The 15,744-nt window shown below is 68.8% G+C and carries 13 protein-coding genes; 7 read left to right on the forward strand and 6 right to left on the reverse strand.

The window, feature by feature from the left end:
- Window positions 1-11: 11 nt before the first annotated feature.
- The 7 genes from ACFYOY_RS05270 to trxA all read left to right on the forward strand — a co-directional run bounded on the left by ACFYOY_RS05270 (window position 12) and on the right by trxA (window position 9,784).
- Complete coding sequence (locus tag ACFYOY_RS05270) at window positions 12-2,369, forward strand: DUF6049 family protein (protein WP_351883640.1); 2,358 nt, start codon at window positions 12-14, stop codon at window positions 2,367-2,369.
- A gap of 48 nt (window positions 2,370-2,417) precedes the next feature.
- A complete protein-coding gene (gene murJ, locus ACFYOY_RS05275) occupies window positions 2,418-4,790 on the forward strand; it encodes a murein biosynthesis integral membrane protein MurJ (RefSeq protein ID WP_388584920.1) in 2,373 nt (790 codons plus the stop codon).
- A gap of 110 nt (window positions 4,791-4,900) precedes the next feature.
- Window positions 4,901-6,616, forward strand: coding sequence for a protein kinase family protein (locus ACFYOY_RS05280; protein WP_351883636.1), 1,716 nt, complete (start codon window positions 4,901-4,903; stop codon window positions 6,614-6,616).
- 36 nt (window positions 6,617-6,652) lie between these two features.
- Window positions 6,653-7,342, forward strand: coding sequence for an RNA polymerase sigma factor SigM (gene sigM / locus ACFYOY_RS05285; protein WP_014061963.1), 690 nt, complete (start codon window positions 6,653-6,655; stop codon window positions 7,340-7,342).
- Window positions 7,339-8,307, forward strand: coding sequence for a hypothetical protein (locus ACFYOY_RS05290; protein ID WP_388584924.1), 969 nt, complete (start codon window positions 7,339-7,341; stop codon window positions 8,305-8,307). Before sigM ends, ACFYOY_RS05290 begins: the two co-directional genes overlap by 4 nt.
- Before the next feature lie 154 nt (window positions 8,308-8,461).
- Window positions 8,462-9,412, forward strand: coding sequence for a thioredoxin-disulfide reductase (gene trxB / locus ACFYOY_RS05295; RefSeq protein ID WP_059143740.1), 951 nt, complete (start codon window positions 8,462-8,464; stop codon window positions 9,410-9,412).
- 42 nt (window positions 9,413-9,454) lie between these two features.
- A complete protein-coding gene (gene trxA / locus ACFYOY_RS05300) occupies window positions 9,455-9,784 on the forward strand; it encodes a thioredoxin (protein WP_014061966.1) in 330 nt (109 codons plus the stop codon).
- Between the two features lie 75 nt (window positions 9,785-9,859).
- On the opposite strand, the gene ACFYOY_RS05305 is transcribed toward trxA, so the two are convergent.
- The 6 genes from ACFYOY_RS05305 to yidC all read right to left on the reverse strand — a co-directional run bounded on the left by ACFYOY_RS05305 (window position 9,860) and on the right by yidC (window position 15,743).
- Window positions 9,860-10,477, reverse strand: coding sequence for a GNAT family N-acetyltransferase (locus ACFYOY_RS05305; protein ID WP_351883632.1), 618 nt, complete (start codon window positions 10,475-10,477; stop codon window positions 9,860-9,862).
- Between the two features lie 325 nt (window positions 10,478-10,802).
- Window positions 10,803-11,945, reverse strand: a complete 1,143-nt coding sequence (locus tag ACFYOY_RS05310; protein WP_351883630.1) for a ParB/RepB/Spo0J family partition protein — start codon at window positions 11,943-11,945, stop codon at window positions 10,803-10,805.
- On the reverse strand, window positions 11,942-13,027 hold the full coding sequence (locus tag ACFYOY_RS05315; RefSeq protein WP_078505641.1) for a ParA family protein: 1,086 nt from the start codon (window positions 13,025-13,027) through the stop codon (window positions 11,942-11,944). The genes ACFYOY_RS05310 and ACFYOY_RS05315 overlap by 4 nt, the downstream gene beginning before the upstream one ends.
- 226 nt (window positions 13,028-13,253) lie before the next feature.
- The gene (gene rsmG, locus ACFYOY_RS05320) at window positions 13,254-13,967 is read right to left on the reverse strand and encodes a 16S rRNA (guanine(527)-N(7))-methyltransferase RsmG (protein WP_078642436.1); all 714 of its coding nucleotides are present in this window, start codon (window positions 13,965-13,967) and stop codon (window positions 13,254-13,256) included.
- A gap of 111 nt (window positions 13,968-14,078) precedes the next feature.
- Window positions 14,079-14,588 (reverse strand): R3H domain-containing nucleic acid-binding protein, encoded by a 510-nt coding sequence (locus ACFYOY_RS05325; protein WP_059143744.1) that lies wholly within the window; start codon window positions 14,586-14,588, stop codon window positions 14,079-14,081.
- 15 nt (window positions 14,589-14,603) lie between these two features.
- The gene (gene yidC, locus ACFYOY_RS05330; protein WP_351883629.1) at window positions 14,604-15,743 is read right to left on the reverse strand and encodes a membrane protein insertase YidC; all 1,140 of its coding nucleotides are present in this window, start codon (window positions 15,741-15,743) and stop codon (window positions 14,604-14,606) included.
- Window position 15,744 lies beyond the last annotated feature (1 nt).

A 15,744-nucleotide genomic window follows, 5' to 3' on the forward strand; every position in this document is an offset into this window, starting at 1 on the left:
CGGGCGAGCGCGTGGCCGATGCGGCAGACCTCCGGGGGACAACTTCCGCTCGCGCCCGACGATGGTTGCGGCGCACAGCGGCCCTGCTCGCCGCGGCGCCGATGCTCGCGGGCCTGACGCAGATTCCGGCGGCGCCCGCCGCCCACGCAGAGAGCAAGGCCACCGGCTCACGGTCGGTGGACGTCTCCATCACCTCGCTGACCCCGACCGCGCCGAAGAAGAGCGACACCCTCACCGTCAGCGGCACCGTCACCAACGACACCAAGAGCACGGTCTCGGGAGCCCGGGTGGGCCTCCGTGTCGGTCCGACCATGAACGGCCGCAACGCGATCGACACCGCCGCCCACCGCACCGGCTATACGGAGGGCCTCGACGGCACCGAGGTGGACGACAAATACGCCAAGAAGATCGGCAAGCTGTCGGCCGGCACCAGCCGTGACTTCTCCCTCTCCATACCGGTGGACCAGTTGCACCTGGGGGAGAACGGCGTCTATCAGCTCGGCGTCTCGCTCACCGGTGGCACCTCCAGTCAGCCCTGGCCGCAGGTGCTGGGCATCGAGCGGACCTTCCTGCCCTGGCAGTCGGGCACGGCCACGAAGAAGTCCCAGCTCACCTATCTGTGGCCACTGATCTCCGCCACCCATGTGACCGCGCGCACGGACAACGACGAGGACCGCACCCCGATCTTCCGGGACGACCGCCTCACCAAGGAGCTGGCCCCCGGCGGCCGGCTGCAGCAGATGGTCGCCCTGGGGAAGAACCTCCCCATCACCTGGGTGGTCGACCCCGACCTGCTCGCCACGGTCGACGCGATGACCAAGAAGTACGAGGTCCAGAACCCCTCGGGCAAGGGCACTACGGCGGGCCGCGGCCAGACTGCCGCCAAGCAGTGGCTCGACGCCCTGCAGAAGGCCGTGGACGGCAAGCAGGTGGTCGCGCTGCCGTTCGCCGACCCCGACCTCGCCTCGCTCGCCCACCGCGGTAAGAACATCACCGGCACCCTCAGCCACCTCCAGGGCGCCACCGAACTCGCCTCGACCACCGTGGAGACCATCCTCGGGGTGCGGCCTCGCACGGACTTCGCCTGGCCCGTGGACGGCGCGATCGACTCCTCGATCGTGGACGTCGCCACCTCCGCGGGCGCGCACAACGTCATCGCCCGCAGCGACAGCCTGCGCGAGACCGGCGGGCTCTCCTACACCCCCACCGCGGCCCGCCAGATCGGCGGCGGCAATACGGCGGTGGTCGCCGACGCACGGCTGTCGACGGCCTTCACCGGCGACATGTCCAAGGCGGAGAACTCCACCCTCGCCATCCAGACGTTCCTGGCACAGAGCCAGATGGTCAACCTGCAGGCGCCGGACAAGCAGCGCAGCATCGTGGTCGCCCCCCAGCGGACGCCCACCACCAGCCAGGCGCAGGCGATGGCGGCGGCCCTGGAGGGCCTCTCCGGGCAGTGGACGCAGCCGCTGAGCCTGGGACAGGCCGCGAAGGCGAAGCCCGACCCGAGCGCCACCCAGCGGGTGCCGAGCTCCCGCTCGTACCCCCGGTCGCTGCGCGCGCGGGAACTGCCCGCCGAGGCGTTCGACAGGATCCAGGAGACCCAGAAGACCCTGGACAATTTCGAGCCGATTCTCACCGCCAAGTACCGGGTGGTCACGCCCTTCGGGAACGCGATCAGGCGCGAGATGTCGACCTCATGGCGCAACGAGGCGCAGAACGCGGCCGGCTTCCGGCACGACGTGCAGACGTACCTGTCCGGGCTCACCAAAAAGGTGCGCCTGGTCCCCAAGACGGACATGACCCTCTCCGGGCGGAGCGCCACCGTCCCGGTGACCCTGCAGAACAACTTGGTGCAGGGTGTCGAGCTGCGGCTCGTCCTCCGCTCCCAGCAGGGCAACCGGTTGGCGATCAGCGACCCTCAGCTGGTCAATGTGGAGGGCGGCCACAGCCAGTCCGTGAAGTTCGGGACCACGGCCAACGCGAACGGCCCGGTGTGGGTCTCGGCCCAGCTCTACACCCCGGACGGACAGCCTTACGGCCGCGAGATGCTGTTCGAGGTGAATGTCACCGAAATCACGTCGACCGTGATTCTCGTGATCGCCGGCGGTGTGCTGCTGCTGGTCCTCGCCGGTGTCCGGATCTACGTCCAGCGCAAGCGCGCGGCCGCAAAGAGCGGTGAGGACGGCGGAGACGGGGAAGACGCCGAGACGGCGCACGGGCAGGATGAGGACGACAGCGAGGTCCCGGAGACCGACCGGCGTGACCCCGCGCATGCCCTCGTGCCCGAGCAGCCGAGTGACCCGGCGGCGGACACCGGATCGCAAAGCGCTGGCCCGTCCGGCTCGGGTGAGAAAGTGGAGCGTTGAGCAAAGCCGGGGCCGGTCGGCCGCAGCGGACGATGAGGTGGGGTAGCGATGAACGCGCCGTATGACGGTGATGGCCGAGTGCCACCACCGCCGCAGCCTTCGCCTCACGGCTCCCACGACCCTTACGGACAGGAACCGCACCAGCGCGATCCGTATCTGGGCGACGCCCACCAGGCCCCCCAGGCCGACCCGCGCCAGTCGTACGGCCAGCAGTACTACGCGCCGGATCCGTATCTGGACGATACGTACGCGACGGGCAGCTTCACGCCCTACCCGTATCCGACGCAGGATCGCTACGCCCACGACCCGCTGACGGATCCGCTGTACGACCGGCACGCCCCCCACGCACCGCAGCAGGGGGGCTACCAGCAGCAGCACTACCAGCAGCCCCCCACGCCGCAGGGCCCCGACCCGCGTGCTTGGCACTCCGAGGCCGCCCCCGGCCAGCAGGGCGCGGCACAGCAGCCGTACACCGGTGGTCAGCCGGGCCCCGGCTATCCGGAGGCCGGCGACGGCTACGGCGCGACGCAACAGCCGCAGCGGGACGCGTTCGCGCATCTCTACCGCGATCAGCAGCCCTATGACCCCCGGGCCGCCCAGGGCCAGGGCTATCCGCAGGGCTCGCAGAACTACCCGCACGGACAGGCGCGCACGCAGGGGCAGGCACCGGTTCCCGGACCGTCGAGATCCGAGTCCACTCACGCCACGGCCGCCGCTCCCACGGTGGCCGCTCCGGTGGTGACCGCCCCTGCGGCCGAGCCGGAGCCGAAGAAGCCCTCAGGGGGCCGGGCGGCGAGTCTGCTGCAGTCGAGCGCCCTGATGGCCGCGGGCACCCTGGTCTCCCGCCTGACCGGGTTCGTCCGACAGATGGTGATCGTCGCGGGCCTCGGCGCTGCCAGCCTCGGCCAGGCTTACCAAGTCGCCTATCAGCTGCCCGCGATGATCTACTTCCTCACCGTCGGCGGCGGCCTGAACTCCGTCTTCGTCCCACAGCTCGTGCGCGCGATGAAGGAGGACGACGACGGCGGAGTCGCCTACGCCAACCGTCTGCTCACGTTGACGATGGTCGCGCTCGGCAGCCTCGTCGCGGTTTCACTGTTCGCGGCTCCGGCGCTGATCCGGATGCTCTCTGCGGACATCGCCAGCGATCCCCCCTCCAACGAGGTTGCGGTCACCTTCGCCCGCTACTGCCTGCCCACCATCTTCTTCATGGGCGTGCACGTCGTGGTCGGTCAGATCCTCAACGCCCGGGGCAAGTTCGGCGCGATGATGTGGACCCCGGTCCTCAACAACATTGTCGTCATCGCCACCTTCGGCCTCTTCATCTGGGTGTTCGGCACCTCCAGCAACTCCAACATGGGTGTCACGACCATCACGCCGGAGGGCATCCGGCTGCTGGGCATCGGCACACTCCTCGGCCTCACCGTCCAGGCCCTGGCGATGTTCCCCTATCTCCGGGCAGCCGGTTTCCGCTTCCGGCCACGCTTCGACTGGCGTGGCCACGGACTCGGCAAGGCCGCCAAACTGGCCAAGTGGACCGTGCTGTTCGTGCTAGCCAACCAGGCCGGCAACATCGTGGTCACCCAGCTCGCCACCGCGGCCGGTACGGAGGCCGACAACGGGGGCCACCCAGGAGCGAGCTACGTCGGCTACACGAGTGCTCAGCTCATCTGGAACATGCCGCAGGCCATCATCACCGTGTCGGTCATGGCAGCTCTGCTCCCCAGGCTTTCCCGGGCGGCCCACGACGGCGACCCCGGAGCGGTCCGCGACGACATCTCGCAGGGCCTGCGCACCTCCGCCGTCGCCATCGTCCCCCTCGCCTTCGGCTTCATCGCGCTCGGTATCCCCCTCTGCACCTTGCTGTTCGGGACCTCGGGCACCGAGACGGCCCAGGCCATGGGCTACATCCTCATGGCGTTCGGCCTCGGACTCATCCCCTTCTCCGTGCAGTACGTCGTCCTCCGCGGCTTCTACGCCTACGAGGACACCCGCACCCCCTTCTACAACACGGTGATCGTCGCCGCCGTCAACGCCGCCGGCTCCGCGCTCGCCTACGTCGTGCTCCCCGCCCGCTGGGCCGTCGCCGGTATGGCGGCCGCCTACGGCCTGGCCTACGCCACCGGCGTGGGGGTGGCCTGGAAGCGGCTGCGCGACCGGCTGGGCGGCGATCTGGACGGCCCCCGCGTCGTCCGCACCTACACCCGCCTCGCGGGCGCCAGCATCCCCGCAGCCATCCTGGGCGGCGGCTCGGCGTACACCATCATGCAGACCCTCGGAATGGGCATCGCCGGCTCTGTAGCGGGTTTGCTGGGCGGCGGTCTCGTTCTTATCGCGGTCTTCTACATTGCTGCCAAACGGATGCGCGTTGAGGAGCTGACGGCCATGGTCGGTATGGTGCGCGGACGACTCGGACGCTGATCATTGAGCACAACCATCGTCCGCCACCGTGTGTCGTGCATAGCGGCGGACTGTGGGCACAATTGTCTTGGCTCGGAGTAGGCGCAACGGATGGGGAGGCAGGAACGACGGTGGCGGAACGGAGCACGGCTGCCGTCGACGTGGCCGACAGCGGTGGAGCGGAGCCGCTGACCGCCGAGGCGGGCAAGGCCACGGCCGACGGGGCGGGGACGAAAGAGAAGGTCGGTAAGGGGACAGAGGCCGCGGTCACCGAAGAGGTGGACGCCGCGGCCGAAGCGAGCCCCCTCGAGCTGCACAGCGGTCACAAGTTGGCCAGACGCTACCGTCTGGAGGAGTGCGTCACCCGTCTGGACGGATTCAGCAGTTGGCGTGCCGTGGACGAAAAACTGCGGCGTGCCGTCGGTGTGCATGTCCTGCCCGCCGACCATCCGCGCGCCAGGCCGGTGCTCGCCGCGGCCCGTTCGGCGGCCTTGCTGGGCGACCCTCGCTTCGTCCAGGTCCTCGACGCCGTCGAGGAGAACGATCTCGTCTATGTCGTCCATGAGTGGCTTCCCGACGCCACCGAACTCACCGCCGTGCTGGCCGCCGGGCCGCTCGAGCCGCACGACGCGTACCAATTGGTCAGCCAGGTCTCCCAGGCCATGGCCGCCGCTCACCGTGAGGGCCTGGCCCATCTGCGGCTGAACCCCGGCTCCGTGCTGCGCACCGAGTCCGGCCAGTACCGCATCCGGGGACTCGCCGTCATGGCCGCCCTGCGCGGTATCAGCGTCGACCACCCCCAGCGCACGGACACCGAGGCGATTGGCGCGCTGCTGTACGCGGCGCTCACTCAGCGCTGGCCGTACGACACCGACGCCTACGGCCTCTCCGGGCTGCCCAAGGGCGTGGGCCTGATCGCCCCCGACCAGGTGCGCGCGGGAGTGCACCGCGGTCTGTCCGAGCTCGCGATGCGCGCACTGGTCAACGACGGGGCCACCGCCTCCCGTCAGGACCAGCCCTGCACCACCCCCGAGGAGCTGGCCAAGGCCGTCGCGGCCATGCCTCGCATCCGGCCGCCCGAGCCCGCCTACACCCCTTCGCCGGCGTATTCGCGCACGACGTACCAACAGGGCGTGTACGGCCAGCCGCCGAACCGTGGCGGCGCCGCGCACACGGCCCGCCCGGCCGCTCCAGTGCCCCCTCCGCCGCCGCTGCAGAGCCGCACGGGCAAGGCCCTCAAGTGGACCGTCTCCGCCCTTCTGATCGCCGCCCTCGGCCTCGGCAGCTGGCAGCTCGCCGACACCCTCCTCAAGGAGGAGAACAAGACCGACCCGGGCAAGTCCACCAGCGAGAAGGACGACGGCAAGGGCGAGCAGCTCGTGGGCAAGCCGCTCGACATCGCGAGCGCCACGGAGTTCTCCCCGTTGGACGTGCCCTTCGCCCCGGACAAGGTCGATGGAGCCGTGGACGGCGACGCGGGCACCGCCTGGGTGACCAAGGAGTTCTGGAACTACCCGAACTTCGGTAACCTGCCCAGACGAAAGCAGGGCAGCGGCATCGTCGTCGACCTCGGCAGCGCCAAAAGCGTCTCGAGTATCGACATCGACTTCTACCGCGCCGGCCAGAAGGTGGAAGTTCTCGCCGCGGACCCCTCCGCATCCAACCCCACCTCGCTCAGCGCCTTCTCCAAACACCTCACCGACCTGAAGAGCGCCGGGAAGAAGCTGACCACCGTTCTCGACAAGCCAGTACGGACGCGTTTCGTCCTGGTTCACATCACCGAGCTTCCGGCCAGCACCGCTGATCGCTACCGTGGCGGCATCTCGGAGATCAAGGTCAAGGGCTGACCCTCTACGGTCGGCCGAGAGGGGAGGGGCTCAACGTTGGACGACGCCACCATCGGCGGGGCGAGCGACGGCGAGCTCCTTGCCCGGCACGTCGACGGCGACCCGGACGCCTTCAGCGAAATAGTGCGGCGCCACCGCGACAGACTCTGGGCGGTGGCGCTGCGCACCCTCGGCGACCGTGAGGAAGCGGCCGACGCGGTCCAGGACGCGCTCGTCTCCGCCTACCGCGCCGCGCACACCTTCCGGGGCCAGTCCGCCGTGACGACCTGGCTGCACCGGATCACGGTCAACGCCTGTCTGGACCGGGCCCGCAAGGCCGCCTCCCGTCGCACCTCCCCCGTGGACGACACCGAGCGGCTCGAGCAACTTCTGGAACCCCATGAATCAGCCGCCGCTCCCGCCGAGCGCGGTGATCTCCACCGCGAACTGCTCCGGGCGCTGCGCACCCTCCCTCCCGAGCAGCGCGCGGCCTTGGTGCTGGTCGACATGCAGGGCTATCCCGTCGCGGAGGCGGCGAAGGTCCTGGACGTTCCGACCGGCACCGTGAAGAGCCGCTGTGCCCGGGGCCGCGCACGACTGCTGCCGCTGCTCTCACATCTCCACCCCAGCGGGAGGGGTAGCTCACCCTCGGGCGTGGGAAGGAACCGGACGCAGGGGACGTCCGTCCCACCGACGGCAGGACCGAACGACACAGATGCCGTGAAGGGCGGAGGTGGGCGAGCGTGACATCCTCGACGGACACGGACGAGCACCCTGAAGTCGCGGAGATCTCCGCACTCACCGAGGGTCTGCTCTCTCCGTCCCGCGCCGTCGATGTGCGCACTCACCTCGCGAGTTGCGTGCTGTGCGCGGACGTATCGACGTCCCTGGAAGAGATCCGCTCCCTACTCGGGACCCTGCCGGGACCGGTGCGGATGCCCGCCGATATCGCGGGCCGTATCGACGCGGCGCTGGCCGCCGAAGCGCTTCTCGACGCGACCGCTCCCGAGCCGGTGGCCGATGTTTCACGTGAAACTCCGGAGCCGGATCCGGCACCCACGTCGGTTTCACGTGAAACCGCCGACGCCACCCCCGCCTCCGACGCCGTGACGCCTCCGTCCAAGTCCTCCACCGCGGCGGACCGGCCCGCTGGGCGCACGCGTGGGGCCACGGGGCCGGGACGCGGGTCCACTGGACCCGGCGCCCGCCCGGGCCGCGCCCGCCGCTGGCCCAAGGTCGTCCTGGGCGGCGCATGTGCCGCGGCAGTGATCGGCATCGGTTCCTTCTTCATCCAGGGCGGCTCCTCGGGTGATCACAGCGACCCCGGCACCCAGGCCCATGCCAGCCAGAGCTCCGGGAAGTCCACCCTCTCCTCGGGCACGCTCAAGGACCGCGTGCACGAGCTGCTCGTCGACCGGAAGTCCACGGCGTCGAATGGCGTCACCGGGCAGGGCAACTCACCCGATGTCCCGCTGCGGGCCGACGACGACCCGAACGTGCCGTCCTGTGTGCAGAGCGGCACCGGCCGCAAGGAGCCGGCACTCGCGGCGCAGCAGGACACCTACGACGGCCAGACCGCCTATATCGTCGTCCTCCCGCACCCCTCCGACAGCTCTCTCGTCGATGCCTTTGTAATCGACGCGTCCTGCGTCTCGGCGTCTCCGTCGTCTCCCGGGGAGCTTCTGGTGACCCGGACCTATCCGCGCCCCTGAGGCACACCGCGCACCCCGGGGCCCTGTCTGACAGCGCTCGGGAATGCCTGACCCGTAGGATCCGTTGGGTGGGGTGGCAGCGGAATTCCGGGGGGACCCGGAGCCGCCCGCCCAGTCAGCAGTCCGGCAGTCGGCAGAGACAAGGAAGACATCCGTGAGCGACGTCCGCAACGTGATCATCATCGGTTCCGGGCCCGCGGGCTATACGGCCGCGCTCTACACCGCCCGCGCTTCCTTGAAGCCGCTGGTCTTCGAAGGCTCCGTGACCGCGGGTGGTGCCCTGATGAACACCACCGATGTGGAGAACTTCCCCGGCTTCCGGGACGGGATCATGGGCCCCGACCTGATGGACAACATGCGGGCTCAGGCCGAGCGCTTCGGCGCCGAGCTCATCCCGGACGATGTGGTCGCGGTCGACCTCACCGAGCAGATCAAGACCGTCACCGACTCCGCCGGTACGGTCCACCGCGCCAAGACCGTCATCGTGACCACCGGCTCCCAGCACCGCAAGCTGGGGCTGGCCCGCGAGGACGAGCTCTCCGGCCGCGGTGTCTCCTGGTGTGCCACCTGTGACGGGTTCTTCTTCAAGGACCAGGACATCGCCGTCATCGGCGGTGGCGACACGGCCATGGAGGAGGCGACCTTCCTGTCGCGGTTCGCCAAGTCGGTCACCGTGGTCCACCGCCGGGACACCCTGCGCGCCAGCAAGGCGATGCAGGAGCGGGCCTTCGGCGACCCGAAGATCTCGTTCGTCTGGGACAGCGCGGTCGAGGAGATCCACGGCGACGGCAAGCTCTCCGGTCTCACCCTCCGCGATGTCAAGAAGGACGAGACCTCGGAACTGCCGGTCACCGGACTGTTCATCGCGATCGGCCACGACCCGCGCACCGAGCTGTTCAAGGGCCAGCTGGCCCTGGACGACGAGGGCTACCTCAAGGTGGATGCGCCCACCACCCGGACGAACCTGCCCGGTGTCTTCGCCGCGGGCGATGTCGTGGACCACACCTACCGCCAGGCGATCACCGCGGCCGGCACCGGTTGCTCGGCGGCGCTGGACGCCGAGCGGTACCTCGCCTCGCTGGGCCAGGGCGACGCCACCGTCTGACTTCGCTTCCCACCCCTGCACCAACTCACTAAGGAGATTGCCATGGCCGGTGCCACGGTCACCGTGACGGACGCCGACTTCGAGGAGAAGGTCCTCAAGAGCGACAAGCCGGTACTCGTCGACTTCTGGGCCGCGTGGTGCGGTCCGTGCCGCCAGATCGCCCCCTCGCTGGAGGCCATCGCGGCAGAGCACCCCGACAAGATCGTCATCGCCAAGCTCAACATTGACGAGAACCCGGCGACAGCCGCCAAGTACGGCGTGATGTCGATCCCGACGCTCAATGTCTACCAGGGCGGCGAGGTCGCCAAGACCATCGTCGGCGCCAAGCCCAAGGCCGCCATCGAGCGCGACCTGGCCGACTTCATCGGCTGAACGCATCACGCGTCGCGCTGATGCACGAAGGGGCTGCCCATGAGGGCAGCCCCTTCGTGTTTCACGTGGAACGCTCTACAGCGGCCGAAGCGCGGGCTCCTTCTGGACGGCGCCGAGCAGTCGGTCCAGCGCCAGCTCGACATCCTCCTTCCAGGAGATCGTCGTCCGCAGCTCAAGCCTCAGCCGGGGATAGCGCGGATGCGGCCGTACGGTCTTGAAGCCCACAGCCAGCAGATGATCGGCGGGCAGCACACACGCCGGTTCCTTCCAGGAGGCGTCTCCGAACGCCTCCACCGCCTTGAAGCCCCGGCGGATCACATCCTTGGCGACGGTCTGCACCATCACCCGGCCCAGCCCCTGCCCCTGGTATCCCGGCATCAGCCACGCCGTCATCAGCTGGACGGCATCCGCCGCCACCGGACTGGTCGGGAAGGCCGTGGAGCGCGGCACATACGCCGGAGGCGCGTACAGCACAAAGCCCACCGGAACGTCATCGACATAGACCACCCGGCCGCAGGATCCCCACTCCAGCAGCACGGCCGAAATCCATGCCTCCTTCTCCAGCTCCGGCCGGCCGGCCCTTACGGCTGCCTCGCCGCTGACCGGATCGAGCTCCCAGAAGACACAGGCGCGACAGCGCTTGGGGATGTCCGGGAGGTTGTCCAACGTGAGCGGTACGAGCCGACGCCCCATGAAGCCAGTCCTTCACTTCCGTGGCCAGCCGCGCCACGGGCGGCTGACAGCGCACTACGCTCCCTGAGCAGACTGCCGACGAAGCCGCCGACAGCTCCCAGGCCCAATCCTGTGGCCACCAGTCCGGTGCGGCTCACCGATCGCATGGCCCTGCCCTCCACATGCGGCGCCTCCACCTGGATCCGCCCTGCCTGATCGCATCGTATCCGTGCCGAGATTGCACCGATACCGCCCTTGGGCAAACAGCGGGTCGCGTTCCGACCATGTCGGACCGCGACCCGCCCCGCACTGCCCTTCCGTACGGCATGGCCGCACGGACAGCGCCTCACTCGTCCTCGTCCTCCGCTCCGCCCTCGGAGGAGAGCGGCTGCTCCAGCACCGGCCCCTCACCGGGAGCCAGCGAGCCGAGGATCCGCTCGAGATCCTCTATCGAGGCGAACTCGACGACGATCTTTCCCTTCTTCTGACCGAGGTCGACCTTCACCCGCGTCTCGAACCGATCGGAGAGACGTGACGCCAGATCCGTGAGCGCGGGGGACACCCTCGCACCCGCCCGCGGGCTCTTGGTCTTCGTCGTACCGCCCGATCGCGATCCCATCAGGGTGACGATCTCCTCCACCGCACGCACCGAGAGGCCCTCGGCGACAATGCGATGAGCCAGCCGGTCCTGCTCCTCCGCGTCGTCCACGGAGAGCAGCGCCCGCGCATGGCCCGCCGAGAGAACCCCCGCCGCCACCCTGCGCTGAACGGACGGAGAGAGCCTCAGCAGCCGCAGCGTATTGGAGACCTGCGGACGTGAGCGCCCGATGCGGTCGGCCAGTTCGTCATGCGTGCAGTTGAAGTCCTTGAGCAACTGGTCATATGCCGCCGCCTCTTCCAGCGGGTTCAGCTGGGCCCGGTGCAGGTTCTCCAGCAGCGCGTCGAGCAGAAGCTTCTCGTCGTCGGTGGCCCGGACGATCGCGGGGATCTTCTCCAGCCCGGCCTCACGACAGGCCCGCCAGCGGCGCTCGCCCATGATGAGCTCATAGCGCTCCGGCGCCAACTGCCGTACGACGACGGGCTGGAGGAGACCGACCTCCTGGATCGAGGTGACCAGTTCGGCGAGCGCGTCCTCGTCGAAGACCTCACGGGGCTGCCGCGGATTGGGCGTGATGAAGTCCAGCGGCAGCTCGGCGAAGTGTGCCCCGGCCACCTCCTCCGGCATCACCGCCGGTGCGGCCTCGGGCTCCGCCTCCGGCGGTGCGAGCTCGGGCTCCTGTGGAACGGTGTGCGTCGACAGTGCGGCCACCTTGGCCGCCGCCACCCCGCGCTCCTGGGTGAGCACCGGGACCGCGGTCGGTGAGGTGGTGGCCCCGGTCGTCGTGACCGTTCCCGCCCCCGCCGAGGACGCGGCGTTGTCCGCCCCCTTCGGCGCGGGAGGAATCAGGGCACCGAGCCCACGGCCCAGTCCTCTGCGTCGCTCACTCACTGAATCCCCTCCTGCATACTGTGCTGGTCGTGCTGGCTGAGCTCGGGCAAGGCATGAACGTGCTGGGCCTCGTAGTGCACGCCGACGCCTCTGAGGGCGATCTCGCGGGCCGCCTCGAGATAGGAGAGCGCCCCACTCGACCCCGGGTCATAGGTGAGGACGGTCTGCCCATAGCTGGGGGCCTCGGAGATGCGCACCGATCGGGGAATGCTCGTCCGGAGCACCTCACCGCCGAAGTGGCTGCGCACCTCGTCCGCGACCTGGGAGGCCAGCCGGGTGCGACCGTCGTACATCGTGAGAAGGATCGTCGAGACATGGAGCTTGGGGTTGAGATGGCCCCGCACCAGATCCACGTTCCGCAGCAGCTGCCCCAGTCCCTCCAGCGCGTAGTACTCACACTGGATCGGGATCAGCACTTCCGCGCCGGCCACCAGCGCATTGACCGTCAGCAGCCCCAGCGAGGGCGGGCAGTCGATCAGGATGTAGTCCAGCGGCTGCTCATATGCCTGGATGGCCCGCTCCAGCCGGCTTTCCCTCGCCACCAGAGAGACCAACTCGATCTCGGCTCCGGCGAGATCGATCGTGGCCGGGGCACAGAAGAGCCCCTCCACATCCGGGACCGGCTGCACCACATCGGACAGCGGCTTGCTGTCGACCAGCACGTCATAGATCGATGGGACCTCGGCGTGGTGGTCGATCCCCAGCGCCGTCGAAGCATTGCCCTGTGGGTCGAGGTCGATCACCAGCACTCGACCACCATGCAGGGCGAGCGAGGCGGCCAGGTTGACCGTGGTCGTGGTCTTTCCGACCCCGCCCTTCTGGTTGGCAACCACCATCACCCGGGTCTGCTCCGGCCTGGGCAACCCCTCACCGGCACGGCCCAGAGCTTCTACCGCCAGTTGAGCGGCACGGCCAATAGGGGTGTCGTCCATCGGGGGTGGCGTTTCACGTGAAACATCCTCCCCCGGCGATTCGGTACGGGGGCCGGGGACCGGATCGGTCATCGGCCCCGCGATGTTGGCGTCGGACCGCAAGGATTCACTCTCCTCGACATCAGGCTCGCAATAAGCAGAGCCTGCCATGCTTTTGGGGTCGTGAACCAGCGAGGCCCCTTCTCCTGTGGATGAATCCACGTTCAAACGGGGTCGGCGGTCGCGGGGCGAGGCCGCCGCACGACCGCGACTGATGATTCCATGCAGCAGGGAGCGACGTTTCACGTGAAACACGATGCACGGGAGGCCCCGCCGATTGGTCGCGACACTCCGGTATGTGTACTTTTGCCAGCTTGTATGGAGCAATGCCCTCGGTTCAGGGCCGGCGGCGGGGCGTTCGACGAGCGGCCTTGGCCCGCTTCGCGGCGAAGCGCACACCCCCGGGGCTCTCCCCGACCTCGACTCGCACCACCGTCGAGGGCGGGTCCACCACTCCCTCACCGACATGCAGCACCGAGGTCTCGACCACACCCAGCTTGCCCAACGCGGCCCGGGCCTGTTTCAGCTCCTCCTCGGCGGTGTCGCCCTTCAGGAGCAGCATCTCGCCGTACGGGCGCAGCAGTGGAACCCCCCAGCCGGCCAGCCGGTCCAGCGGGGCCACCGCCCGAGCTGTCACCACATGCATCGGGGTCAGCTTCCCGAGGACCTCCTCGGCCCGTCCGCGCACCACCGTCACATGCTCCAGCCCCAGCAGCTCGACCACTTCCCGCAGAAAGTTCGTCCGGCGCAGCAAGGGCTCCAGAAGCGTGATCTGGAGATCAGGCCGGGTCAGGGCAAGCGGGATACCGGGGAGCCCGGCCCCCGACCCCACATCGCAGACGGTGACCTCCTCGGGCACCACTTCGGAGAGCACCGCGCAGTTCAGCAGATGCCGCTCCCACAGCCGCGGCACCTCGCGCGGGCCGATCAGCCCGCGCGTCACCCCCACATCGGCCAGCAGCTCGCCGTAGCGCACGGCCTCCGGGAAGCGGTCACCGAATACGTCCCTTGCCTCGGGGGGCGCCGGGGGGAGCTCCGCTGCTTCCGTCACGGGGACCGTCCTTCCGTACCGAACACTGTGCTGAACGATGATGTAAGGCTGACAAGATTCGGCCCCGTCTGCGTGCAGACGGGGCCGTGTGGATCACGATGCGGAACCGCTTCAGACCGGAAGCACGACCACGCAGCGCTGGGGCTCCTCGCCCTCGGACTCGCTGCGCAGACCGGCGGCGGCCACAGCGTCGTGCACCACCTTCCGCTCGAAGGGCGTCATCGCCTTGAGCTTCACCGGCTGAGCGGTGCCCTTCGCCTCCTCCGCGGCCTTGGTGCCCAGCTCGGTCAGCTCGGCACGCTTACGGGCCCGGTATCCGGCGATGTCGAGCATCAACCGGCTGCGGTCGCCGGTCTCCCGGTGCACCGCGAGACGGGTCAGCTCCTGAAGGGCCTCCAGCACCTCGCCGTCGCGGCCGACCAGCTTCTGCAGATCGCGGCTGGTCGAGTCGCTGATGATCGACACCGCTGCGCGATCGGCCTCGACGTCCATGTCGATGTCGCCGTCGAGGTCCGCGATGTCCAGCAGCCCCTCGAGGTAGTCGGCCGCGATCTCCCCTTCCTGCTCAAGGCGGGACAGGGTATCGACACCCTCGGCGGCCGGGGTGGTGCCTTCCGTCACGGATGGACTCCTTCGTTACTTCTTGGACGGGTGCTTGGGGCGCTGCTGGCCCTTGCGCTGGCCGGACTTCGCGCCACGGGAGGAGCCGGAAGCCGAGCTACCGGCCGGCTTGCCGCCCTGCGCGCCCTTCTTCTGCCCCGCGCCCTGCTTCTCGTCGGGCTTGGCCTCAGCGGACTTCTCCGTGGACGCCGAGGAATCCGACTGCGCGCCGGCCCGGCTGTGGCCGGTGGTGGAGCGCTGCGCCTTGGTCTGGCGCTTGGGCTGCTGACGGTTGGCACGCGCCGTCTCGGCCGCCTGCTTCGCGACGACCTCGGCCGGCTCCTCCTTCAGCTTGCCCTGCGCCCGCAGCCGCTCCTGGCGGGCCTTGAAGGCGAGGCTGCCCGGGGTCGGGTTACGGCGGATGACGAACATCTGCTGGCCCAGAGTCCAGACGTTGGTGGTCAGCCAGTACACGAGGACACCGACGGGGAAGTTGATGCCGAAGACGGCGAACATGATCGGGAAGACGTACATCAGCATCTTCTGCTGCTGCATGAACGGCGTCTTCACCGTGAGGTCGACGTTCTTGGTCATCAGCTGGCGCTGGGTGAAGAACTGCGACGCCGACATCAGGACGATCATGGTGATCGTCACGATGCGGACATCGGTCAGCGAGGCACCGAGTGACTCGACCTTCGAGGCCGAGTCCATGAACTTCACCGACAGCGGCGCACCGAAGATATGGGCGTTACGGGCGCTGTCCAGCAGCGTCTGGTCGATGACGCCGACCGTCTTGTTGTTCGCGATGTGGTTGAGCACCTGGTACAGCGCGATGAAGAACGGCGACTGGGCAAGGATCGGCAGACAGCTCGAGAGCGGGTTGGTGCCCGTCTCCTTGTAGAGCTTCATCATCTCTTCGGACTGACGCTGCCGGTCGCTCTTGTAGCGCTCCTGGATCGCCTTCATCTTCGGCTGGAGCGCCTGCATGTTCCGCGTCGCCTTGATCTGCTTCACAAAGAGCGGGATCAGGCAGATACGGATCAGCACCACCAGCGAAACGATGGACAGACCCCACGCCCAGCCACTGTCCCGATCGAAAATGAGGCTGTAGAACGAGTGGAACTGGACGATGATCCAGGAAACTACGTCATAAAGAGGACCGAGGATCGTGTCCACG

This window comes from Streptomyces sp. NPDC007875 (assembly GCF_042868035.1).
Lineage (GTDB): Bacteria > Actinomycetota > Actinomycetes > Streptomycetales > Streptomycetaceae > Streptomyces > Streptomyces antimycoticus.